Genomic DNA, 21,671 nt, shown 5'->3' on the forward strand with positions numbered 1-21,671 from the left:
ACTTCAATCAAAGCCGCTACTCTTTAAGCTCCGGCTAAAGAGTAGCGGCTTTTTGCTAAGATTTCCCCCAAGAAACGAAGACATCTGCACATTTTTGCAAGCGCTTTCTGTTTTGCCTTAAAAAAGTACAGACGGTAACAAAAGAGTGCTAATGATAAGCGCTTACAGTCTTTGTAAGCGGTGCTATAGTTGATCTTGCCAGAAGAAATCAAGCAGACATTCATTTACACAAACCGAAAGGGGATCATTCAGTTGAAAAAACAGTTTAAGGGGATTGCGCTCCTGATTGCAGTTATGGTGTTCTCGATCGTTGCAACCGCTTGCGGCAGCTCGAACGGAAGCGGCGGAGCTGGAGGTAGCGTCAGCGTAGGCGTGGTACTGCCAACGAAAGACGAACCAAGATGGGTACAAGACGAACAGCGTTTCAAAGACGCACTTGCAGGCACCAACTACAAAACAGAGATTTTGTTCAGCCAGGGTTCTTCCGCTAAAGAAAAAGAAAACGTGGAAACACTGCTTAACAAAGGAATCAAAGTTCTGATCATCTGCCCACAAGACGGCGATGCAGCAGCAGCAGCTGTTGAAGCAGCGAAAAAAGACGGCGTAACGGTAATCGCTTACGACCGCTTGATCACAAACACCGATGCAGTTGACTACTATGTAACATTCGACAGTCTTGCAGTAGGTGCGGCTCAAGGTCAATACCTGATCGACCACATGGAAGGAACTAGCGGTCAACCACTTTACCTGTATGCAGGTGCAGCGACAGACAACAACGCATTCTTGTTCTTCCAAGGCGCTTGGGAAGTTCTGCAACCTAAAATCGCAGACGGCACATTCAAAATCGCTAACTCTTCGGAAGCTGAAAAGCTGAAAGATACAAAAGATCTGTCCCGCGACCAAATGAGCAGCATCATCGGTCAAGTCACAACGAACTGGGATCCAAACGAAGCGAAAAACAAAGCTCAAACTCACCTGACAGCAGCAGCGGCTGATATGAAAGGTAACGTATCGATCTTGGCTCCAAACGATGGCACAGCACGTAACATCGCAGACGTATTCGGATCTGATAGCGAAATCACAAGCTATGTCATCACAGGTCAAGATGCGGAGCAAGCTTCGATTCAGTACATCATCGACGGCAAACAATCCATGACGGTCTTCAAAGACGTTCGTACTTTGGTAAAAGACGCAATGGGTATGGCAGTTGAAGTATTGGATGGCAAATCGCCAGAAACAACAGGTTCTTACAACAACGGAACTGCAGACATCAAAGCTAAACAAACCGACGTTATCGTAGTCGACAAAGACAACGTGAAAAAAGAACTGATCGATTCGGAATACTACAAAGCATCCGACTTCACAGGTCTGTAAGCACGAGTCAGAGATTTTAAGTAATCAAACAAGATCGTTAATAGCCGGCTAAACAAGCAGGGACGGGGACGCTCCCGTTCCTGTTTCTCAGTAAACCGGAAAGTAAGGGGTGCGATGAAAATGGGCGGAAATCTACTGGATAAAACGAACGATTCAACGTTCACAAGCTCAAATAAAAACATTTTGGAGATGCGGAATATTTCCAAAAACTTCACAGGCGTCAAAGCGTTATCCGATGTGAACTTTCAAGTTAAAGAAGGCGAAATTCATTTTCTCGTTGGAGAAAACGGTGCCGGTAAATCGACTTTAATGAAAGTGTTGAGCGGGGTTTATCCGTATGGAACCTACGAAGGCGACATTGTATACGAAGGTACGGTGCAGCAATTCGGTAAAATCAACGACAGCGTAAAAGCCGGTATTGCGATCATTTATCAGGAGTTGGCGTTGTTCCCGGATCTAAGCGTGTACGAGAATATTTTTGCCGGTAACGAAGTGAAGCGCGGCGGCGTGATCGACTGGAACGAGACGATCATCGAAGCGCGCAAAATGCTTCAAAAAGTCAAACTGAACGTGAATCCAGAGACGCTTATCCGCGATCTGGGTGTCGGAAAGCAGCAGCTTGTCGAAATCGCCAAAGCATTGAGCAAAAATGTAAAATTGCTGATTTTGGACGAGCCGACCGCGGCTCTGAACGAGAACGACAGTGAAAACTTGCTGAACTTGTTACGTGAGCTGAAAAGCCAAGGCATCACCTGCATTATGATCTCTCACAAGTTGAAAGAAGTGATCGCGATTGCGGATAAAGCCACAGTCATTCGCGACGGCAAAACGATCTGTACGTTAGATGCTTCCAAAGGCGAAATTACCGAAGCTTCGATCATCAAAAACATGGTTGGACGCGATATTGAAGATATCTATCCAAAACGTCCGGATAAAAAGTTCGGCGACCATATTCTCGAGGTCAAAAACTGGACGGCTTTCGATCTGGAACTAGGCAGAAATATCGTCAAAAATGTCGATCTTTATGTCAAAAAAGGCGAGATCGTCGGTATCGCAGGTCTGATGGGTTCGGGTCGTACGGAGTTCGCGCTCAGCGTTTTCGGAAATCCAAGAAATTATAAGTTGGACGGAGAGTTGTATGTAGACGGCAAGCGTTCGCGCTTTGCCCATACCAGCGACGCGATCAAAGCGGGCATTGCTTATGTGACCGAAGATCGCAAAGGCGACGGCTTATTCCTGATCCAAGATATCAAAAGCAATGTCAGTGCGGCGAATCTCAAAGGAATCGCACCGGGCGGCGTGATCAACGATAACGAAGAGGTCAAAATCGGCAACGAATACAAGTCGTCGATGAATATCAAAGCCCCTTCCGTCGAGCAGATCGTAGGTAACTTAAGCGGTGGCAATCAGCAAAAAGTATCGCTAGGTAAATGGTTGTTCGTCGGACCGAAACTGCTGATTTTAGATGAACCGACACGCGGAATCGACGTAGGCGCGAAGTTCGAAATCTATACCATTATGAACAAACTGATCGCGCAAGGCATGAGCATCATTATGATCTCGTCCGAACTTGGCGAAGTGCTCGGTATGAGCGATCGGATTTACGTTATGGCAGAAGGCAGAATCAAAGGCGAAATCGCAGCCGAAGACGCCGATCAAGAAAAAATTATGGAATTCGCAACGCAATAACATTTCGCTAGTATTCGTTTTCGTAGGAGGGAACTACCTTGAATTTCTTTCAAGAAGCTAAATCATTGCTCAAAGTAAATATTCGCGATTACGGGATGTATATTGCCTTATTCGTGATCATGCTCACCTTTACCATCTTAACGGACGGTCTATTCATGTCTTCGCGTAACATCAGTAACTTGCTCGACGCAACAGGTTATATCGCAGTTCTGGCAGTAGGCATGACGCTCGTTATCGTCATTCGACATATCGACTTGTCGGTCGGATTCGCTGCCGGATTTATGGGCGCGATCGCGGCAATTATGTTGTCGCAACTTGGCGTTCCTGTCTACTTCACGATTCCGATCATTTTGATTCTCGGTATCGTAATCGGGATGTTCAACGGCGTACTCGTTGCTTCGATCGGGATTCCGGCATTCGTATCGTCGCTCGCGGCGATGTTGATCTTCCGTGGCGCTCTGCTGCAAGTTACGGAAAAAACGGGTACGATCATCGTTCGTGACGATGTGTTCAACGCACTCGGTAACGGCTTCTTGCCTTCTCTTGGTCATATCGCAGGGCTGAACGTTCTGTCGTTGATCTTAGGCGGATTGGTGATTTTGTACTTCGTGTACGCTGAAATCTCCAAACGTAACCAAAAGATCAAATACAAATTCGAAGTGCCTTCCAACAAAATCTTTGCAATCAAATTGATCTTCGTATCGGCAATCATCGCTTACCTGACTTGGATTCTTGCTGGATACAACGGCTTCTCTTGGACGGTTGTAATTACGCTGCTCGTGGTAGCGATCTATCACTTCCTGACTACGAAAACCGTTCTTGGACGTCATATTTATGCAGTCGGTAGTAACCCGGAAGCCGCTCACCTGAGCGGGATCAATGTTAAAAAGATTACGTACATCGTATTCGGTTCGATGGGCATGTTGTCCGCGCTATCCGGTATTTTGTACACAGCTCGTCTGCAATCGGCAACGACAACAGCGGGAACTTTGTTCGAGCTTGACGCGATCGCAGCGGCTTATGTTGGCGGCGTATCCGCGGCAGGCGGCGTAGGTAAAGTTACCGGTTCGATCATCGGTGCGGTTGTTATGGCTTCGCTGTCTAGCGGGATGAACTTGCTGGGCGTCGGCATCTCGTATCAGTACATGATTCGTGGTGGCGTACTTGCGGCGGCGGTAATCTTCGACGTTATGACTCGTAGAAAACGCGGATAAATTTGGGTGGGTGGTTGAGAGGCGCTTCGAGAGAAATTCGTTAGCGTATGCTTACGATGTGTCTTTCTTCGAAAGCCTGTAGGTCGCTTGTTGAAATCGGGAAAACTTGATTGGAATTTTGATTTGGATTTTCCCGATTTCAAAGGCGAACATTTCATTCCTACACTGAATTTCTCTCTCCGCTTCTGTCAGCATGGTGGTAGATAGGATATTTAAGTGCATCGAAGCTTTCTGCGAAAACTTCTGTATAAATTAGATTTCCTTTTCACCTGCAAGTTTGGACTCGATTCTTGAGTAAAGCTTACAACCTCATATTCGTCTCCAAGTGCCAAAAGCCGCTTTCGCGTTTCTTCTCCCAAAAGAAGAAACAGCGAGGCGGCTTTTTAGGTAGGAGGTAAGAGTGCGAGGAAAAGTGGAGTGAGCGGAGGGAGAAATTCAGTGAAAGACGCCTTTGAACCGGAAAGCGACTCCCCGAATTTTCATCCTGCTTTCCGAGTGAAACAGCGGCTTGAACGAATTTCTCCCGAAGCGCCAACCCCCAACTTCCCGCCACGCTCCCTGCTCCAACCTCAAACAACTCCACCCGAGCTGTTTTTTCGCTGCCTAATCTGGTAGAGTAAGAAAGGAAAGGCTTACATAAGTCGAAAACGATTTCTATCTCAAGGAGGAGTCACGATGAGCGAGGCAACAAACGGGAACATCAAGTGGGGAATTCTAGGTACAGGCTGGATTGCTGAGCAGTTTGCTGCCGATCTAAAACATGCTTCGAACGGAGAATTATATGCAGTCGGTTCGCGTACGAAAGAAAGCGCGGATAAATTCGCAGCGAAATTCGGAGCGCCTGTCACACACGGAAGTTACGAAGAATTGGCGAACGATCCTGATGTGGATGCGATCTACGTCGCGACGCCGCATCCTTTTCATAAAGAAAACGTGCTGACTGCATTGTCCGGCGGCAAAGCCGTATTGTGCGAAAAGCCGTTTACCGTAAGCGCTGGCGAACTCGAAGAACTGATCGAATCCGCGCGCGAGAAAAAACTGTTCTTGATGGAAGGCATGTGGTCGCGCTTCTTGCCACCGCTGATCCAAGTCCGCGAATGGCTTGCCGAAGAAAAAATCGGCGATGTGAAAATCGTTAAAGCCGAATTTGGTTTCGACGCAGGTTGGAATCCGGAAGGACGTTTGTTGAATCCTGAACTTGGCGGCGGCGCGCTATTGGATGCAGGGATTTACCCGGTATCTTTTGCTTCGATGGTATTCGGTCCTAATCCGCAAAATGTCTGGACTACAGCTCATCTTGGCGAAACTGGCGTCGATGAGCATTTTACAATCCTGCTTGATTACGGCGACGGCAAAACAGCTTCGCTGCACGGCGGGATTCGCGTGAACTTCCCGAACGATGCGTTTATCCACGGAACCAAAGGATATATCCATATCCCGCAATTCCTGTTTGCCAAAGAAGCGACGCTGTACATCAATGGCGAAGAGCCGATTACCGTGACCGACGATCGGGAAGATCGCGGCATCAAAGGCTATGCTTACGAAGCGGAAGAAGTCGGTAAAGCGCTGCAAGAAGGTCGTCACGAAAGCCCTGTGATTTCGCTGGCGGAATCGATGGGAATCATGCGTTTGCTGGATAATGTGCGCGCACAATGGGGACTCAAATATCCTTTTGAATAAGTGATGTAAATAACGATACAAAGCTCGATTTTCCGTAGGGGAGATCGGGCTTTTTTTAATACTGGGATGATCCTGGATATTTCTTGGATCTAAGTGGGTAAATAACGATTGTACATAGACATCTCAAGCGTAGAGAGGGGAAAAAGTAGTGAACAAACGAACATCGATTTTGCTTGCGCTCGCGGTGACCGTATCGGTCGCTTCAGCACCTTTGGCATCGCCTCAACTTACATATGCAGCCGATTCGGCAACAACGATCGTGAACGGAACGGCAAAGCCCGTCAGTTATGAATCTTTAGGAAGTTTGAGCGAAGGATTGGCTTCTTTCTGGGATCGTTCGAGCACCTTATTTGGCTATACGAATACCAACGGAAAGACTGTCATCAAAGCTCAATATGAAGAAGTGAAGCCTTTTAGCGAAGGGCTCACTGCCGTGAAAAAAGGCAACCTATGGGGCTTTATCGACAAAACGGGCAAAGTCATTGTAAAGCCGAAATATCAACAAGTGGGTCAGGGATTCAGCGAAGGCTTAGCCGCGGTCAAAGTCTCTTCCGGCAAGTGGGCGTATATCAACAAAACAGGCAAAATCGTATTCACCGCCTCTTACGACGAAGCCCATGATTTTAACGACGGAATGGCGGCAGTATGGAAAAGAAAAGGCACTACTTATGTCGGCGGATTTATTGATCAAAAAGGAAAAGAAATCGTCAAACCCCAATACGCGATGCTGAATGTGTTTAGCGAAGGCTTGGCTCCTGTGATGAAAAACGGCAAATGGGGCTATATCGATAAAAAAGGCAAAATGATCATCAAGCCACAATTCGACGGCGCCGCACCGATGAGCGAAGGATTAGCTTTATTTTTGCAAAACGGTAAATACGGATACCTGAATGCCAAAGGCAAAGTGATCGTCAAAGCTCAATATACGGGTGGGCAATCGTTTAGCGAAGGTCGCGCCGCAGTTAAAGTTGGCGGCAGCTTAAGCGATCGCAGCGGCAAATGGGGTTATATCGGCGTAACCGGCAAACTCGTCATCCCTGCTCAATATAGCGACGAAAATGCCGAGATCGGTTCGTTCAAAGAAGGTCTGGCCTTTGTGCAACGTACCGACGGTAGTAAGCTGCTTATCGATCGCTCAGGCAAAGTCCGTGTCGATCTCAAAACTAACGACGCCTCCGTCGGCGAGTTTGATAACGGCGTCGCAATTGTTAAAACGCCGCTTGAAGAAGGCAACTATTACTTTATGAAGAATCCGCTCAAAACATCTAAGTAATGACTATCTCTGCTGTACAAAGAAAAAAGGCAGCCCTTTTGCGTTGACAACGTTACGTTAGAGGGCAGTGATAAGACTGCAAGAGAAATTCGTTTCGGTCGCTTGTTGAACTCGGGAAAGTGATTGGATTTTTAGTGGGATTTTCCCGATTTCAAAGGCGAACATTCCAAGCATATGCTTACGAAGTATCTTTTCTTCGAAAAGATTTGACTTCGCTGAATTTCTCTCTCCGTCTTCTCACTTGCAGCTACGTTGGATTTTCAAAGAAAAAAGACAGCCCTTGTAAAAAAGGGCTGTCTTTTTTTGAATTCAATTACTCTTCCAAGCTGCGATCTTCAGAATCTTCGCTTGCCTGCGAAGCCGGGATTTTCACAGCTCCTTCAACAACTTTAGGCGGCATCGGAAACTCTGGTAAAGCGTCGAAATAAGCATGTAATTCCTTCTCTTTGCGCGGATCTTCGAACGAAATTTTGCCGTCCAAATAATGTTCTTTCGCCAATTCCCAAGTCGGCACGATGCGGCGCGAAGCCAGCGATTTCGCGGCTGCTCGGACGATGCGGCGTTCTTTGGAATTGGAGAACATGTCTTTGTACTCTTTGGCGAGAGTCAGATCGAGTTTATCGTATACCGCACGGAAAATATCCGCAGTCATAATCGCGTCATCCAGCGCGCGGTGCGCCGCTCCCGAAGCTTCGATCTCAAGCAGTTCCAAAGCCCCTTCTACGCTCACATCGTTTTTCAACCCTTGCGTCAGCAAAAAGCCTTTGAGCAAATCCAGCGAAGGTGTTTTTACCCAATACGTTTCTTCCAGTTTGTGCATCCGCACGTCTTGAACGATGCGTTTGATATCTTCGCCGCCCCAGACGACGAAAGTCAGCGGTCCCGGAGTCTTGTCTAACCAATCTCGAAAATCGGCGATAACTGCCGGGAACCGTGCCGCGCTATCGATCGATTCTTGCGGAATTCCGGTTTTCTTTTTAATAAACGAATTGAGCTTCGAAAAATATACCGGTTTGATAAAAGCCGAATACGTATCGGTATTTTGCAACTGTTCGTCCAAACGCACAGCTCCGATCTCGATCACTTCCATCGGATGCGGGCTGGCAAACTTGCGACCGTTAAATTCAATGTCCAATACAATATAATTCAAAAATTTTGCCTCCATGCCGTATAGAAAATAAAAACAATCTCTGTGTACAGTGTAACAAAATTGGTAATCGGGATGTGTAATTATTTTGTCGAATAAGACCGATAAACGAAATATAAACATCGAGAGTGATCTGTAAGTGAAGAGAGGGGAAGTTAAAAGTGAAAAAAAAGAAACAAGAAAGTCTACCGTCAAATTCTGGAGGGAACAAACGATTATCGTTAAAAATCAAACTCCCCTTGCTTATTAGCGCACTAACCGTCGTTGTGCTTTTGGTTTGCAGCACGGTCATTTATATGACAGGCGCAGATTTGCTAACGAAAAAAAGTAAAGACGAAATGAATGCCAATGCTGACCGAATCGGAGAAAGCTTGGCGACAACCGTTAATTTGGAAAATCAGTTATCGCATATATTGTCGGTATCTCCGGCATTGCGCAATTTGTTAGAGCTTCGGGAATCGGGTACATTAACGGACGACCAATTTTTTGCTCCTAGCAATCGGCTTCTTCAAATCGCGAATACCCAATTCCAGCAAACCCTTGCGGGTACAAACGGTATTGAATCGATGATGGTAGCCGATTTGACGGGAACCGTAGTCGGCGCAGGAAAAGAAGAATCGCTCAAAGGCGATCGTTCGGACCGCGAATATTTCCAAAAAGTCATCGAGACAGGCGAGCCTTTCGTCAGCGATGCTATCTTGTCCAAAACAACGGGTAACTTGATCGTTGTATTTGCACAACCTGTAAAGTCGGAGGCTGGCAAAGTATTGGGCGTTTCGATCAACACAATTGCCGCAGATTTCTTTGTGAGTCAGCTTGAAGGTGTACAAATCAATGCTGAAGGATTTATTACGATTACAAGTCGCGGCGGTACGATCATTTACAATTCCAAAGACAGCAGCCTAGTCGGTAAGCCTTATGAAGATGCAGGATTCGAGAATTTGCTTGCGGCAGACACCAAAGGTCAAGTCCTTCACGGTAACGTGGATAGCAATGATTCGTATATTCGATACACGAAAGTTCCGGTTGCGGATTGGATCGTTATCGTCCAAGATTCGTACAGCGATATCGAACGTCCTCTCGGCGATCTGATGCAAAAAATGCTGATTACGTTGATTGCTTCGATCATTTTGGCAATCATCGTCGGTATTCTGATTTCGCGTAGTATTACGTCTCCGATTGTGCGTCTGACTGGGTTATTCAAACAATTGGCAGGCGGCGATCTAACCGTTCAAGCAGATGGAAAATACAAAAGCGAATTCGCGGATCTTGCGGACAGCTTCAACATCATGGTAGACAGCAACAAAAATCTGATCGGGCAAATGAACCATTCGATCGAAGTGCTCAATAGCAACACGACAGAGCTGGAACAGACCTCGCAAAACACAGCGCGTTCGATCGGCGAAACTTCCGTGACCACGATGGAAATCGCCAAAGCGATGGAATCGCAATCGCATGATACCGAACGAATCGTCGGCCGTTTCTACGAAATCGGGAATCGGATCGAATCGCTCGGTCGCAAAACAGACGTCATTCAAGGTAGCACGGACTCGATCAATCAAGTATTTGCTTCAAGCAGCAGCGTTGTGAACAGTCTGATCGATATCAATGCGAAAAACGAATTGGAAATCCAAAATATTTCGTCGACGACGGAAATGCTTGCGGAAAGCTCGCAGCGTATCGGACAAATCACCGATGCGATTAACCAGATTTCGACGCAAACGAACTTGCTTGCGCTCAACGCTTCGATCGAAGCGGCAAGAGCGGGCGAACACGGTCGCGGATTCGCGGTCGTTGCCGATGAGATTCGTAAATTGGCGCAACAATCGGCAGATCAAGCCAACGAGATTGGCGGAATCATCCGTCAGACGTTGGAGCAAGTCGATAAAAGCAACGAAAGCGTCGGCGCGATCCGTACCATTTCTTCGTCGCAAAACGAATACGTGGATCGCACACGCCAATCGTTCGAAGATATTTTGGATAGCGTAACGGCGATCACGGGTCAAATCCGCGATATGGCTTCGGAGTTCAAAGCGATGGAGCGCGATAAAGACGAAGTGCTGGAAGCTTCGCAAAGTTTGTCGGCTTCGGGTGAACAAGTTTCGGCATCCGTAGAAGAAGTAACCGCAACCGTACAAGAACAATCCGGCATGGTGAATCATTTGGCGGATATGGTACAAAGTATCGAACGTCTGACGCATCAACTCGGGGAGTCGGCAGCGAAGTTTAAAATTTAAGCGTGTAAAAATTGAAATACAGCTTCGGCTGTACGATAAAGCCGAAGCTCTACAGACAGGGGGAGTCTGTGATGCCTATCATGCCGATAGATTCTACCAACAACATCGCTCGAATCGATCCGGTGCAACGCGTTCAACGCGCGCAATCTGCGGCGCTTCGGTTCAAATTACCGGGAGAAGAACAACGTTTAATTCGAACGAAGGAACGCAAACCGTCGCCGGGCAAACGGATTGTCGTTCGCGAAAATGGCTGGGTACGCGAGTACGCGTTGTTGCCTGACGGAACACGCATTTTATTGCACGAAGAAGTCGATCATTCGATGACTAAGCTTTCACTGCCTCATGCCGCGCCGCCGATGTTTTCGACGATGGCGGAGCCGGATGTCCATGATCCCGAGAACAGTATGAAAAGCAGCGGGCGTAAGTTGCAATCGTTGTTGGATCAATCAGCAAGTGACGCTTAATTAGCACAAACCGACTGCCTGAAATCTCAGGTAGATCGGTTTTTTATTTTGCTCATTGATCGCTATATTCGCCGTTTGCATATCGCCGTGGAGCCATCCCTTTATAAGTGCGAAAGACACGCGCAAAATATCCAGCATTCGTATAGCCGACTAGCCTTGCAATTTCTTGCACCGTATATCGCTTGGCGCGCAGCAAGACTTCCGCTTCTTGAACGCGTAACATATTGACGTATTGCGTCAACGTGCGCCCGGTATAGCGTTTGAACACATAACAAAAATACGTCGGCGTTACGCAGCATAACTTCGCCGCTTCATCGACCGTAATCGGTTCACGAAACTTTTCGCTTAAATGAAGCAGTAGCGGATAGATCGTACTTTGAACCGGTTCTTGAGTAGAGAGATCGGCATGAGAATCGGTGGCGGTAGATCTCCTGATCGCAAGCCCTAACAGACTGAGTAGCCCGGCTTTGATCAAAAGTTCGTACCCGATCTCTTGACGACGATACTCATCGACAATTTCTAGCAGCTTATTGCAGAGCGTATTGTTTTGTCCATGTTCATAAAAAGAAAGCAAATTCAGACGGCCTTCCAAGATTGGCTGAATATAACGGGTTTCCGTATGATCCAGCGCATGATTTCGTAATAGCGTCTCGCCAAACACGAGTGCGTACAGTTCACTGCCCGTCTCTAGCGGAAAAGCAGAATGTAATTGCGCGCGGTTGACGAACATGCAGTCGCCGGCGCCAAGTTGCCTGAAAGTCGAGCCAACTTGCATATTAAAAGTTCCTTGGCACACGACAATCCATTCCAGATGTTCATGCCAATGCGGAGGAATACAAAACATCTCTGGATCGGTTTCTTGGATATGAAAAATGTTAAGCGGAAACGTGAGATCTGGAATGACCGTATGTTCGCGTCTCAAAGCGGCTTGCTCATGCTCTTGTTCAGGCATCGAAAGCCTCCTGTAAAAACGTAATTTTGTCCGTATATTGCGTATTCTACGCTCTCCTGAATATCCCTGCTTATCTTCTATAATTAGGATATAGATAAAGATCACAGGGTTGTAGAAGCGCTTTATATCGTAATTGTATCCGAGTTATAGGAGGAGAACTTGCAATGCTATATACAGAAGATCAAGCGTTAGTCTGGGAATATGACCATGAGGTGTTACGGATCGAACCGTGGGGAGAAAATTCCTTGCGGGTGCGTGCTTCCAAAGACGAACTGCGAGATGATGCGTGGGCGTTACTTACACCTGAAGAAGCTTCATCGGATGCTAGCGTAATCATTGCAGCAGATGGCAAAAGCGCTCATATCGTCAACGGCAAAATCCGCGCAGATGTCGAATCCAGTGGACGTATCACGTTTACGAACGATAAAGGCAAAGTCTTGCTGCGCGAAACGGAAAAAACGTACCAGCTTAAAACCGGTGGACGCGATATTATTCCGATTCCGGGTCGGAGCGACTATGCAGTGACGTTGCGTCTGGAATCCAATCCAAATGAAAAGCTGTACGGGATGGGGCAGTACCAGCAGTCGATCCTCAATCTGAAAGGCTGCCGCTTGGAACTCACGCATTGCAATAGCCAAACGAGCGTCCCTTTTTTACTGTCTAGCGCAGGTTATGGCATGTTGTGGCACAATCCGGCGATCGGAGAAGCAAGCTTTAATACCAATGTCTCGATCTGGAGCGCGCCTTCTACGAAACAATTGGATTATTGGATTACGGCAGGCGATACTCCGGCAGAGATTGAAGAAGCGTACGCCAATGCGACAGGCAAAGTGCCGATGATGCCGGAGTTCGGACTCGGATTTTGGCAATGTAAGCTTCGTTATCGGAACCAAGAAGAATTGCTCAGCGTGGCTCGCGAGTATGTAGCGCGTAAGTTGCCGATTTCCGTTATCGTGATCGACTTTTTCCATTGGACGAATCAAGGCGATTGGAAGTTCGACGAGAAGTATTGGCCCGATCCCGAAGGGATGGTACGCGAACTGCAAGCATTAGGCATCGAGCTTATGGTATCGGTATGGCCGACGGTGCAGACGGAGAGCGAGAATTACGAGGAAATGGTGGAAAAAGGGTACTTGATTCGTTCGGATCGCGGCGTGCGCACGCAGTTTCGTTTTCTTGGGGAAAACGAAATTTTCGACGCTACGAATCCGAAAGGGCGCAAGTACTTATGGAGCAAGATCAAACAAAACTATTACGACAAAGGCATACGTCTATTCTGGTTAGATGAAGCGGAACCGGAATTCACGGTCTACGATCACGATATTTACCGGTACCATGCGGGACCGGCTTTGCAAGTGGGCAACTGGTATCCGAGTCAGTATAGCCGCACGTTCTATGAAGGCATGGGCGGAGAAGGTCAGGAGAACGTGATCAATCTGGTGCGCAGCGCTTGGGCGGGAAGTCAGCGGTATGGAGCTTTGGCATGGTCGGGCGATATTGCGTCCACGTTCGAAGTGTTGGGCCGTCAGGTGCGGGCGGGACTCAATATGGCGATCGCGGGGATTCCGTGGTGGACAACCGATATTGGCGGTTTTCACGGCGGCAACCCGGACGATCCGAAGTTCCAAGAATGTATCGTGCGTTGGTTCCAGTACGGAACATTTTGCCCGGTAATGCGTCTGCACGGCGACCGTTCGCCTTACCGTGAACCGGATACCGGGCTTCCGGGCGGCGGTCTATGGGGGAGCGGCGCAGATAACGAAGTATGGAGTTACGGCGAAGAAGCGTATGAGATTTTCGCGGAACATATGCAGTTGCGAGAGCGTCTGCGTCCCTATATTACGAATCTGATGACCGCCGCGCATGAAAAAGGAACGCCGCCGATGCGCCCGCTGTTCTACGATTTCCCGCAAGATTCGGCAGCTTGGGAGATTGAAGATCAGTACATGTTTGGACCCGATCTGCTAGTTGCGCCGATTTTGCAAGCCGATCAACGCAGTCGAAGTGTGTATTTGCCGGCAGGCGCGCAGTGGCGCGAAGCGTATAGCGGAGAAGAATTTGCAGGTGGGCAGTGGGTGCAGGCGGATGCGCCGCTTGCGCATATACCGTTGTTCGTTAAGGATGGCGCGGAGTTGCCGATTGTTGTGAAAGAAGAGTAGAAGCTTCCAGTTAGATTAAAGGTTAGGTACTTAGAAGACGCAATCTTTGCGTCTTCTTTTTTTGAAGTCTAAATGACGCCAATCGGTACAAAAAAGATGTAGAGAGCCAGCGCGGGTGCCGTTACGAGTGTAGTGAGCAGGGTTGCCAGATGTCTGCGAGATTCGCGGATCAACCACCATTCCAGAAAAGCTTGGTAGCCACCGAATACAAGTATAAGGATCACGGCAACGAAAGGAAGATACGCAAGGTCGAATCCGGTGTAGCGCAGGATGAAAGGTACAGGTAAAACTAAGATACTGCCGAGCGTCGATAATAAATATCCTTTGGTCGTATGGTGAAGTTGTCTGGGGTCTTTTCGATTCACAACCCATTTACCAAAAAGTAGTCTTGCCCCGATTATAAAAGCGAGAATAGAAAACATTTGGATACCGAGTGTAGTCATAAGAAAACCTCCTTTTACATTTTAAAGATAGATTAGCCCTGCATACGCACTAAACCATATACAGTAAAACCCAAATATACATAGCGTAACGAGGTGACGGCGTGTATGAGGGAGGTACTTTTTCTCCAACCCCATGATGAATAATAAGAAAAGCAAAACGGTAGGTAAGCCGAACAGCTCGATATTTAGTTCGAAGATCGCGAGCAGTACCAAAAATACGCAGCATGCGAATATGATTAACATCATCAATCGGTGTATCTTTGGAAGGTCTTTGAGCTGACGTTGATCTTGTCCGGTGACCATAAATCGCGGCAATATCCAATGATAAAGAAGCATCGCGATTGCATTGCCAATAAGCAACATAGGGACAGTCATAGAAGGCATCAAACCCCTCCTTTTCGTAAAGTTTTATATGTATATAGGGTATACGTTTGAAAGTGGAGATAAGTTGGGTGATTTTTGAAAAATGATTGATTATTTTCCTTTATTATTTTTCGCAATTGATTGTAAAGGTATTGTTTAAAAGGATTGAGCGCTGATATAGTGAGTAAAGCTTGCATATGCAGGTTCATATTCGTTCAGTAATAAAATCAGGAGGAACACCATGACAGAAAAATTCAATATCGAAGTAGACCCTTCCCGGAAGTTGTTTGTCGTAGCGGTCGGCGGATCTTTTCAAATAAGCGACGCGGGCGGATTGGCGATGGCGTTCCTGATGGAAGGCAGCAAAATCCAGACGCAAACGAGCGAGTATACATTCGTGGCTGACATGTCCGAACTTCAGCACGTGGAGCAGCCGCTGCTGGATATGCTGGAGCAGGCGTTCAAAATGTACAGTTCAATCGGATTCAAAAAGTTATATGTCGTCGAATCGGCGTCAGCCGAGACCCGTCAACAAATTCGCGAAACGGCTGAAAAGATGAATTTCGGCGGTGAATTCGTGAGCAGCATGGACGAAGTCGTCTAAATCATCTTCGCAGATCGCAATCGCAAAAGGTTTCTTTGGGTGCATAAGACGCCTTGCGAAGCTGATTGACCTACGGAGGAAACGGCGACGGAGCAAAAAGCGGCGCTGTGCATCGAAGTCTCTATTCCCGGATTGATCTTAAATCAAAGCCTGTTATCCGATCATCGGACAATGGGCTTTTTGCCGTGCACAGAGCATTTGGTTCGATTGGACGATTCGACGTTGCTTTGCGAATGAATCTTTAGGAGGATTTTTCTTGAAACGGTTCATTTCACCAAGTAAAAAACAGATATAGTAAGAGGAAAGAAACAAGCAGGCTAAGCAGCCGCAAAGAACGGAAATTTCACGAATACCCGCAAGAAAAGGAGATTGCACAGAAATGAAAATGGGATTAAAAACGCTGCTGGCGCTCGCGCTGGTCGCAGGCACGATCACGACGAACTCGATGCCGGGAGCGCAGGTGTCGACGGCGACAGCCGCGGCTGCGTCCGTATCGCCCAAAATTTTCGGATACTCGGACCCGGCGGCAGGCCGGACTTATATTCCGATCCGCGTGCTGAGCACGTTCGCCGGGGCGAAGATCAACACGGGGAAAGATTCAAAGAAAATAGAGATCGTCAAAGGCAAACATAAAGTCGTGCTTCAAACCGGGAAAAAGAAAGCTGAAGTCAACGGGAAAAAAGTGAATCTCGACGCGGCGCCTTTTGCCTATGACGGAGTGACATACGTGCCGCTCGGCTTCGCCGCTCAGCATCTCGGACTTGCGGTCAAATGGCATGAATCGACTTCTTCGATGCGTATCACGAGTAGTGGGCAGTCGATGGACTTGCCGATCATCGCGCGCGGTTCCTTGACCAATCAGCCTGTAACGTATCGTCAGCAGGTGTTCTACTCCGGCGGCGCCGCGTTCCGGGCGAACATCGTGACAGTGCAGCTCATGAATTCCCGGGTATCGCTTGATGCGGCTTTTGCCCATAATCAAGCGGGAACGGTGCAAAATCTCAAATCGATCGCTTCGAAGAATTATGCGTATGCGGCGATCAATGCGACTTACTTCGACGCCTATAGTTCAGCGATCTATCGCGCGCCGTACGGGTATCTAGTCAGCAAAGGGAATATGAAATTTGTCAACGGCGGTTCCAATCTGACTGTGTTTGCGTACGATCGCAACCATATGACGCGCCTGATTCCGGGTCTGCAATTCGGCAAAGCATTCGATGCCGGGCAGGTGGAAGGCGCCGTGCAAGCGGGACCGCTGCTCGTGCAAAACGGCGTAGTTGCGGTGAACGCGCCAAGAGAAGGTTTCCGCGATCCGGCGATTTTGCGAGGTCAAGCGGCGCGCAGCGCGATCGGGATCACGCGTAACCACGAACTAATCATGGTTACGCTGCCTAAAGCCTCTATGCCGCAGCTCGCCCGGGTAATGAAGCAAGCCGGCGCGTATCAGGCGATGAATCTAGACGGTGGCGCTTCGAGCGGACTGTATATGAACGGAAAGTACATCACGAAGCCGGGGCGCCCGGTGAGCAACGCTTTGTTGGTGAAGGTGAGAAAGTAGAAAAGGGTTTTAAAAAAGCGGTACCGACTCTAAGGTCGGTACCGCTTTTTGTCATATCGAGTCATTCCAGCCGAATATTGACATCATAACCGCCAGTATCAGATAGATCGCAGTCATGACCAAAGATACGCGATGCTCCTTCGTTCCGCGCACATACTTGAACTCGACAACCGCGTTCGTCACGTAAATCACACCTACCATAGCGACCGCCGCAGGCAGCGCGCTTTGTTGCGGTAGCAGGTAGAACATCAGCAATGTTGGAATCAGCAGCAGCGCAGTCAGCCCGGTCTGCATCCAGGCGTAACGTCTTTTGAGCTTTTTGTCGAGGAATTCGGCTTTGCCTTCCACCATAAAGAGATTCAGCAGCATTTGGATAATAAAAAGCAGGCTGACCATAGGGAAAAACACATTTGTCATAGGGAATCGGGCTCCTTAAGCGAGTTGGGATAAAAAATCCTATACGTATGTAACGCATAAGGAATCAAGAAAGTTACGCCAGGTCGAAAATGGATTCCGTCACTCAAATTTACAGTTATTCACTCCAGTTTTATTCCTATTTCGCTCTAGAAGAAGTACAATGAGGTCAGCAAGCAAATAGATATGTTTTAATTTGATTTTATATTGTAATAATTAAGAATAAAGGTGGATGCGTTATGAAAACCTACAACAAACTAATCCGCAACAACATTCCAGCTATCATCGAGTCTACCGGCAAATCATCCACTACCCGCATCTTGGACGAAGCCGAGTACGTTACCGAACTCCGCACAAAGCTAAATGAGGAGTCCGAAGAATACTTCGCCGCTTCCTCCGACGCTGACGCGTTGGAAGAACTAGCCGACATGCTTGAAGTCATCCGTGCGCTCGCTGCCACTCACGGAGCAGATCCCGAGCAGTTAGAGCAAATTCGCGCCGACAAAGCTGCCAAGCGCGGCGGATTCGACCAGCGGATCTACCTGATCGATGTCCACGAATCTTAACGTCAAGCTCATCACCCGGAATCTGGGAGATGAGCTTATTGCGGGAATGCAGCATGCGACGGGCATTTATATTATGACCTCTTTCCTCATGCAATCGGGCGTGAATCTATTGGCTCCGCACTTGAAAAAAGCATTGGATCGTGGAGCCGAAGTCAAAATGATTGCCGGAGATTATTTGTATATCACTCAGCCCGAAGGGTTACGCAAACTGCTGAGTATCGACGATCGGCTGGAAGCACGTCTTTGGCGTAGCATGGGTACATCGTTTCATCCAAAAGCATACCTATTCGATTACGAAAACGGAGAAGGGCTGCTGATTGTAGGCTCGTCTAATTTCTCTTTTTCGGCGCTTAAGACTGGATATGAGTGGAATCTTGCGATGAATGCTCAAGCAGAACCGTATACTTTTCAAAATGCGATGGATCAATTTATGGAGAACCTGTACCATGCTTCGACGTTGCCTTTGAACGAAGATACGATTGCGCTTTACGAAGAAGAATATCTAATGAATCACCGCAAAAATCCTGAGTTGCAGCGTCAAGTCATCGAGATGGAAGAAGCGGAAGCCGATATTGGAGATGTAGAGATTGAGACAACGCCAAGTGATGAAGTCTCTCTTAATCCAATCATCCAGCCGAGAACGGCTCAAGCAATCGCGCTCGAAGCATTAGATACGACCATCGAAGAAGAATATGACCGTGCGATGGTCGTGATGGCGACAGGGCTTGGGAAAACGTATCTGGCTGCTTTTTTGGCGAAAAAGTACCGTAGAGTGCTATTCGTCGCTCATCGTGAAGAGATTCTTCAGCAAGCGGCGAATTCATTTCGGCATGTGCTTCCTGAGCGTAGTCATGGTCTATACAATGGACAGAGCAAAGACCGCGATAGCGACTGTATATTTGCTTCTATTTATACGCTTGGGATGAAAAAACATCGTGAAGCTTTTAACCCAGATACCTTCGATCTTATTGTCATCGACGAGTTCCATCATGCGGCGGCAAGATCGTATCGATCGGTGATGGAATATTTCCATCCTCAGTTTATGCTCGGTATTACTGCGACGCCGGATCGAATGGATGGGCAAGACGTGTACGCGCTATGCGGCGGTAATGTAGCGTACCGGATACATTTTATCGAAGCGATTCGGCGCGAGTGGTTATCTCCTTTTCAATATTACGGGGTGCATGACGATACTGATTATTCCGGTATACGCTGGATAGGCACGCATTATGACGAAGAACAATTGCTTGCGGTACAGCTTCGTGAAGAGTATGCGGAGCGCGTATATGAAGCTTGGGCAGCAAGGCGGCAGACGAGAACGATTGCTTTTTGCTCGTCGATTCAGCAAGCGGATTATTTGAACGACTATTTTCGTATACGAGGCAGTCAGACGCTAAGCTTGCATTCGAGAACAAAAGAAATGAGCCGCACTGAAGCGATTCGACGTTTGGATGCAGGTGAGATGGATGTCTTGTTTACTGTCGATCTATTCAATGAAGGTACGGATATTCCAAGCGTGGATACATTGCTATTCGTCCGACCTACGGAGTCTCTCACGGTATTTACTCAGCAAGTCGGGCGTGGGCTACGTATGGCGGAAGGAAAATCACACTGCGTGATTATCGACTTGATTGGTAATTACCGAAATGCTGATGTGAAATTGCGAGTATTTGGGGAGTACGAAGAAGATGGAAGCGAGGTACAAGGTACTCAATCTACGATAGCGCCAATACTTCCAGAAAGCTGCTCAATTCAACTGGATACCGCTGTTATTAATTTACTCGAACAATTGAGTCGTAAACGCGCACCGCGTAGAGAGAAATTGCACCGAGATTTTTTGGATCTGAAAAGCGAACTGGGTCGTATTCCGACTTATCTTGAACTTCATTTGCAAGGTCGGTCAGGGAGTAACGGTTATCGAGACGAGTTTGGTTCGTATGTTGGTTTTCTGTATTGGGCAGAGATGTTGGATGAAAAAGAGCTTCAGACGTATGAGCGATACGAGATTTGGCTGCGTGATGTAGAACGAACAGCGATGTCGAAAAGCTATAAAATGATCGTCTTAGCTTATATGCTGGATCGCGGTATCGAATCTTGGACAGAATCCGTAACGGCAGAAGAAGCAGCTAGCTTTTTCCATCATTACCTCACTGAAAAAGAATATCGCAAACGCATCGATTTCTCAGGCAAAGAAGCGAAAAAGATGTGGGCTTGGAATGAGCAGACTCGAATCAAAGTAGCCAAGCTGATTGCAGACATGCCAATGAGCAAGTGGGCAGGAGCAAAGGGCAGCCAGGTGTCTTATGCAGATGGGTATTTTGAATTAGCTTTTGATGTAGAGAAAGAAGACACAGCGTTGCTACATCGCTGGACGTCAGAAGTATGCGAATATCGGTTGCATTTGCATTTTGAGCGGCGCGATCAACACAAGTATACTTAATATCTCAAGAGTAAGGTGTCGCATTCTTTGCGTAGCCTTACTTTTTTTGTTTTATACGGATTTAGATAATCATTCATTTTCCTTCCTAATACTTATTAGTGTTTAAATATAAATAAGGAGTTTAAATAATAAAATACCAATTATAAGGAGGATTATTATGAAGAAGAAGATTATTCCTATGGTGATGGGTGTACTGTTGGCGGTACCGAGCTTGGCTGGAGCAGAAGCTGCTTCTACTGAAAGTAGTACAAGTAGAGCGCAACTAGAAGCAGAGGTCATTAGTAAATTAGGTATATCTAGCGAGTTTGCAACTGATTTGACGGATACGGATCTTAATAAATTTCTGAAGAAAGATCCTGTTAACGTTACCAACAAAGAGCAGTATTTCAGAGTCGTATCGACGAAGGAAAATCAAGAAAGTAATCCTCAAGCGCGTAGCTTCGCAAGCTCCGACAATTCGCCGATCGTAACTGAGATCACCAAAGAGCAAGCCGAGAAAGAAGTCGTGGCAGCAAAATCCGAATCCAGCGGTGGAGGGATTTCGACCCAAGCCGTTAACGATAGCGATACAACAAGTACTGATTGGATCAGACTAGAAACCAATATGACGATGTACAACACAAATGGTCAAGTATCATCTAGATTTACCTTTTTAAAAGAAGCTTCGTATAAAGGAACAGATGTATTAGGTATCGCTTTGAGTCAGGGTATGGCGCCTTTGAACAACACCGCGAGTTTTACTCATAAAACAGACTATTATAATCCAGCAACGATGAAATGGACTGAATATACGGAATCCGCGGCAAATGCAACGATCACCTATCATGCGGGCGGAGCGTCTGCTCAATTCAATCTATTTAAACCTGCTTATCAATATCGAGACGAGCGTGGTTATTTGACGTTTGAAGTTGCTCCTCGAACCAGCACAAATTGGGGATCGGGCATTTACGATATTCGCGGGACGCATGCTCATCAATCGAGAAGTTTCTCGGGTTCGGTAGGCGTATCGATTCCTTTAGGTGCATCGCTATCTGTAAGCCCAACTACAAGCTTTACGAACGTAGACACTTTTGTACAAATTCAGTATCCTTAAT

General features: G+C 47.2%; 18 protein-coding genes. 13 read left to right on the forward strand and 5 right to left on the reverse strand.

The features are described 5' to 3' along the window. Window positions 1–252 precede the first annotated feature (252 nt). From NOM90_RS06760 to NOM90_RS06780, 5 genes are all read left to right on the forward strand, one after another. Window positions 253–1,374, forward strand: a complete 1,122-nt coding sequence (locus NOM90_RS06760) for a sugar ABC transporter substrate-binding protein (RefSeq protein ID WP_255940872.1) — start codon at window positions 253–255, stop codon at window positions 1,372–1,374. Between the two features lie 120 nt (window positions 1,375–1,494). Continuing rightward, window positions 1,495–3,063 carry a sugar ABC transporter ATP-binding protein gene (locus NOM90_RS06765; protein ID WP_255940874.1) on the forward strand — a complete coding sequence of 523 codons (1,569 nt, stop codon included), beginning with the start codon at window positions 1,495–1,497 and terminating at the stop codon, window positions 3,061–3,063. A gap of 38 nt (window positions 3,064–3,101) precedes the next feature. Then, window positions 3,102–4,277, forward strand: a complete 1,176-nt coding sequence (locus NOM90_RS06770) for a sugar ABC transporter permease (protein ID WP_255940875.1) — start codon at window positions 3,102–3,104, stop codon at window positions 4,275–4,277. 675 nt (window positions 4,278–4,952) lie between these two features. Beyond that, window positions 4,953–5,957, forward strand: a complete 1,005-nt coding sequence (locus tag NOM90_RS06775; protein WP_255940876.1) for a Gfo/Idh/MocA family protein — start codon at window positions 4,953–4,955, stop codon at window positions 5,955–5,957. Between the two features lie 148 nt (window positions 5,958–6,105). Further along, complete coding sequence (locus NOM90_RS06780) at window positions 6,106–7,230, forward strand: WG repeat-containing protein (RefSeq protein WP_255940878.1); 1,125 nt, start codon at window positions 6,106–6,108, stop codon at window positions 7,228–7,230. Window positions 7,231–7,543: 313 nt separating this feature from the next. On the opposite strand, the gene NOM90_RS06785 is transcribed toward NOM90_RS06780, so the two are convergent. Beyond that, window positions 7,544–8,380: a 3'-5' exonuclease gene (locus NOM90_RS06785; protein ID WP_255940880.1), complete on the reverse strand. Its 837-nt coding sequence runs from the start codon at window positions 8,378–8,380 to the stop codon at window positions 7,544–7,546. A 158-nt stretch (window positions 8,381–8,538) separates the two neighbouring features. On the opposite strand from NOM90_RS06785, the gene NOM90_RS06790 reads away from it, so the two are divergent. Next, window positions 8,539–10,614 (forward strand): methyl-accepting chemotaxis protein, encoded by a 2,076-nt coding sequence (locus NOM90_RS06790; protein WP_255940882.1) that lies wholly within the window; start codon window positions 8,539–8,541, stop codon window positions 10,612–10,614. A 71-nt stretch (window positions 10,615–10,685) separates the two neighbouring features. Further along, window positions 10,686–11,078 carry a hypothetical protein gene (locus NOM90_RS06795; protein ID WP_255940884.1) on the forward strand — a complete coding sequence of 131 codons (393 nt, stop codon included), beginning with the start codon at window positions 10,686–10,688 and terminating at the stop codon, window positions 11,076–11,078. Between the two features lie 52 nt (window positions 11,079–11,130). On the opposite strand, the gene NOM90_RS06800 is transcribed toward NOM90_RS06795, so the two are convergent. Further along, a complete protein-coding gene (locus NOM90_RS06800) occupies window positions 11,131–12,030 on the reverse strand; it encodes a helix-turn-helix transcriptional regulator (RefSeq protein WP_255940886.1) in 900 nt (299 codons plus the stop codon). A gap of 164 nt (window positions 12,031–12,194) precedes the next feature. Here NOM90_RS06800 and NOM90_RS06805 point away from each other — a divergent pair, with 164 nt between their 5' ends. Further along, complete coding sequence (locus NOM90_RS06805) at window positions 12,195–14,189, forward strand: glycoside hydrolase family 31 protein (protein WP_255940887.1); 1,995 nt, start codon at window positions 12,195–12,197, stop codon at window positions 14,187–14,189. Between the two features lie 68 nt (window positions 14,190–14,257). Here the strand turns inward: NOM90_RS06805 and NOM90_RS06810 are convergent, their stop codons facing one another. Both NOM90_RS06810 and NOM90_RS06815 read right to left on the reverse strand, forming a co-directional pair. Beyond that, entirely contained in the window at window positions 14,258–14,632 is a 375-nt protein-coding gene (locus NOM90_RS06810; protein WP_255940889.1) for a DUF4181 domain-containing protein, read from the reverse strand. Window positions 14,633–14,653: 21 nt separating this feature from the next. Next, window positions 14,654–15,016, reverse strand: a complete 363-nt coding sequence (locus NOM90_RS06815) for a hypothetical protein (protein ID WP_255940891.1) — start codon at window positions 15,014–15,016, stop codon at window positions 14,654–14,656. Window positions 15,017–15,236: 220 nt separating this feature from the next. Between NOM90_RS06815 and NOM90_RS06820 the strand changes: the two genes are divergently transcribed. Together NOM90_RS06820 and NOM90_RS06825 are read left to right on the forward strand one after the other, a co-directional pair. Further along, complete coding sequence (locus NOM90_RS06820) at window positions 15,237–15,599, forward strand: hypothetical protein (RefSeq protein WP_255940893.1); 363 nt, start codon at window positions 15,237–15,239, stop codon at window positions 15,597–15,599. 379 nt (window positions 15,600–15,978) lie between these two features. Further along, window positions 15,979–17,157, forward strand: coding sequence for a phosphodiester glycosidase family protein (locus NOM90_RS06825; protein ID WP_255940895.1), 1,179 nt, complete (start codon window positions 15,979–15,981; stop codon window positions 17,155–17,157). Window positions 17,158–17,208: 51 nt separating this feature from the next. On the opposite strand, the gene NOM90_RS06830 is transcribed toward NOM90_RS06825, so the two are convergent. After that, window positions 17,209–17,574, reverse strand: coding sequence for a DUF4181 domain-containing protein (locus NOM90_RS06830; RefSeq protein WP_255940897.1), 366 nt, complete (start codon window positions 17,572–17,574; stop codon window positions 17,209–17,211). A 236-nt stretch (window positions 17,575–17,810) separates the two neighbouring features. On the opposite strand from NOM90_RS06830, the gene NOM90_RS06835 reads away from it, so the two are divergent. The 3 genes from NOM90_RS06835 (at window position 17,811) to NOM90_RS06845 (ending at window position 21,670) form a co-directional block, all read left to right on the forward strand. Further along, on the forward strand, window positions 17,811–18,137 hold the full coding sequence (locus tag NOM90_RS06835) for a nucleoside triphosphate pyrophosphohydrolase (protein WP_255940899.1): 327 nt from the start codon (window positions 17,811–17,813) through the stop codon (window positions 18,135–18,137). After that, a complete protein-coding gene (locus NOM90_RS06840) occupies window positions 18,121–20,577 on the forward strand; it encodes a DEAD/DEAH box helicase family protein (protein ID WP_255940900.1) in 2,457 nt (818 codons plus the stop codon). Before NOM90_RS06835 ends, NOM90_RS06840 begins: the two co-directional genes overlap by 17 nt. A gap of 157 nt (window positions 20,578–20,734) precedes the next feature. After that, on the forward strand, window positions 20,735–21,670 hold the full coding sequence (locus NOM90_RS06845) for a hypothetical protein (protein ID WP_255940902.1): 936 nt from the start codon (window positions 20,735–20,737) through the stop codon (window positions 21,668–21,670). Window position 21,671: the final 1 nt, after the last annotated feature.

It is taken from the genome of Saccharibacillus sp. JS10 (genome assembly GCF_024436065.1).
In the GTDB taxonomy this organism is placed as follows: domain Bacteria; phylum Bacillota; class Bacilli; order Paenibacillales; family Paenibacillaceae; genus Saccharibacillus.

Excerpts from the sequence above, each read along its gene's own strand:
- NOM90_RS06830 (WP_255940897.1), bottom strand. The coding sequence starts at position 17,574 with ATGACAAATGTGTTTTTCCCTATGGTCAGCCTGCTTTTTATTATCCAA.
- NOM90_RS06800 (WP_255940886.1), bottom strand. The coding sequence starts at position 12,030 with ATGCCTGAACAAGAGCATGAGCAAGCCGCTTTGAGACGCGAACATACG.
- NOM90_RS06820 (WP_255940893.1), top strand. The coding sequence starts at position 15,237 with ATGACAGAAAAATTCAATATCGAAGTAGACCCTTCCCGGAAGTTGTTT.
- NOM90_RS06775 (WP_255940876.1), top strand. The coding sequence starts at position 4,953 with ATGAGCGAGGCAACAAACGGGAACATCAAGTGGGGAATTCTAGGTACA.
- NOM90_RS06765 (WP_255940874.1), top strand. The coding sequence starts at position 1,495 with ATGGGCGGAAATCTACTGGATAAAACGAACGATTCAACGTTCACAAGC.
- NOM90_RS06815 (WP_255940891.1), bottom strand. The coding sequence starts at position 15,016 with ATGCCTTCTATGACTGTCCCTATGTTGCTTATTGGCAATGCAATCGCG.
- NOM90_RS06810 (WP_255940889.1), bottom strand. The coding sequence starts at position 14,632 with ATGACTACACTCGGTATCCAAATGTTTTCTATTCTCGCTTTTATAATC.
- NOM90_RS06840 (WP_255940900.1), top strand. The coding sequence starts at position 18,121 with ATGTCCACGAATCTTAACGTCAAGCTCATCACCCGGAATCTGGGAGAT.
- NOM90_RS06825 (WP_255940895.1), top strand. The coding sequence starts at position 15,979 with ATGAAAATGGGATTAAAAACGCTGCTGGCGCTCGCGCTGGTCGCAGGC.
- NOM90_RS06835 (WP_255940899.1), top strand. The coding sequence starts at position 17,811 with ATGAAAACCTACAACAAACTAATCCGCAACAACATTCCAGCTATCATC.
- NOM90_RS06805 (WP_255940887.1), top strand. The coding sequence starts at position 12,195 with ATGCTATATACAGAAGATCAAGCGTTAGTCTGGGAATATGACCATGAG.
- NOM90_RS06795 (WP_255940884.1), top strand. The coding sequence starts at position 10,686 with ATGCCTATCATGCCGATAGATTCTACCAACAACATCGCTCGAATCGAT.
- NOM90_RS06845 (WP_255940902.1), top strand. The coding sequence starts at position 20,735 with ATGAAGAAGAAGATTATTCCTATGGTGATGGGTGTACTGTTGGCGGTA.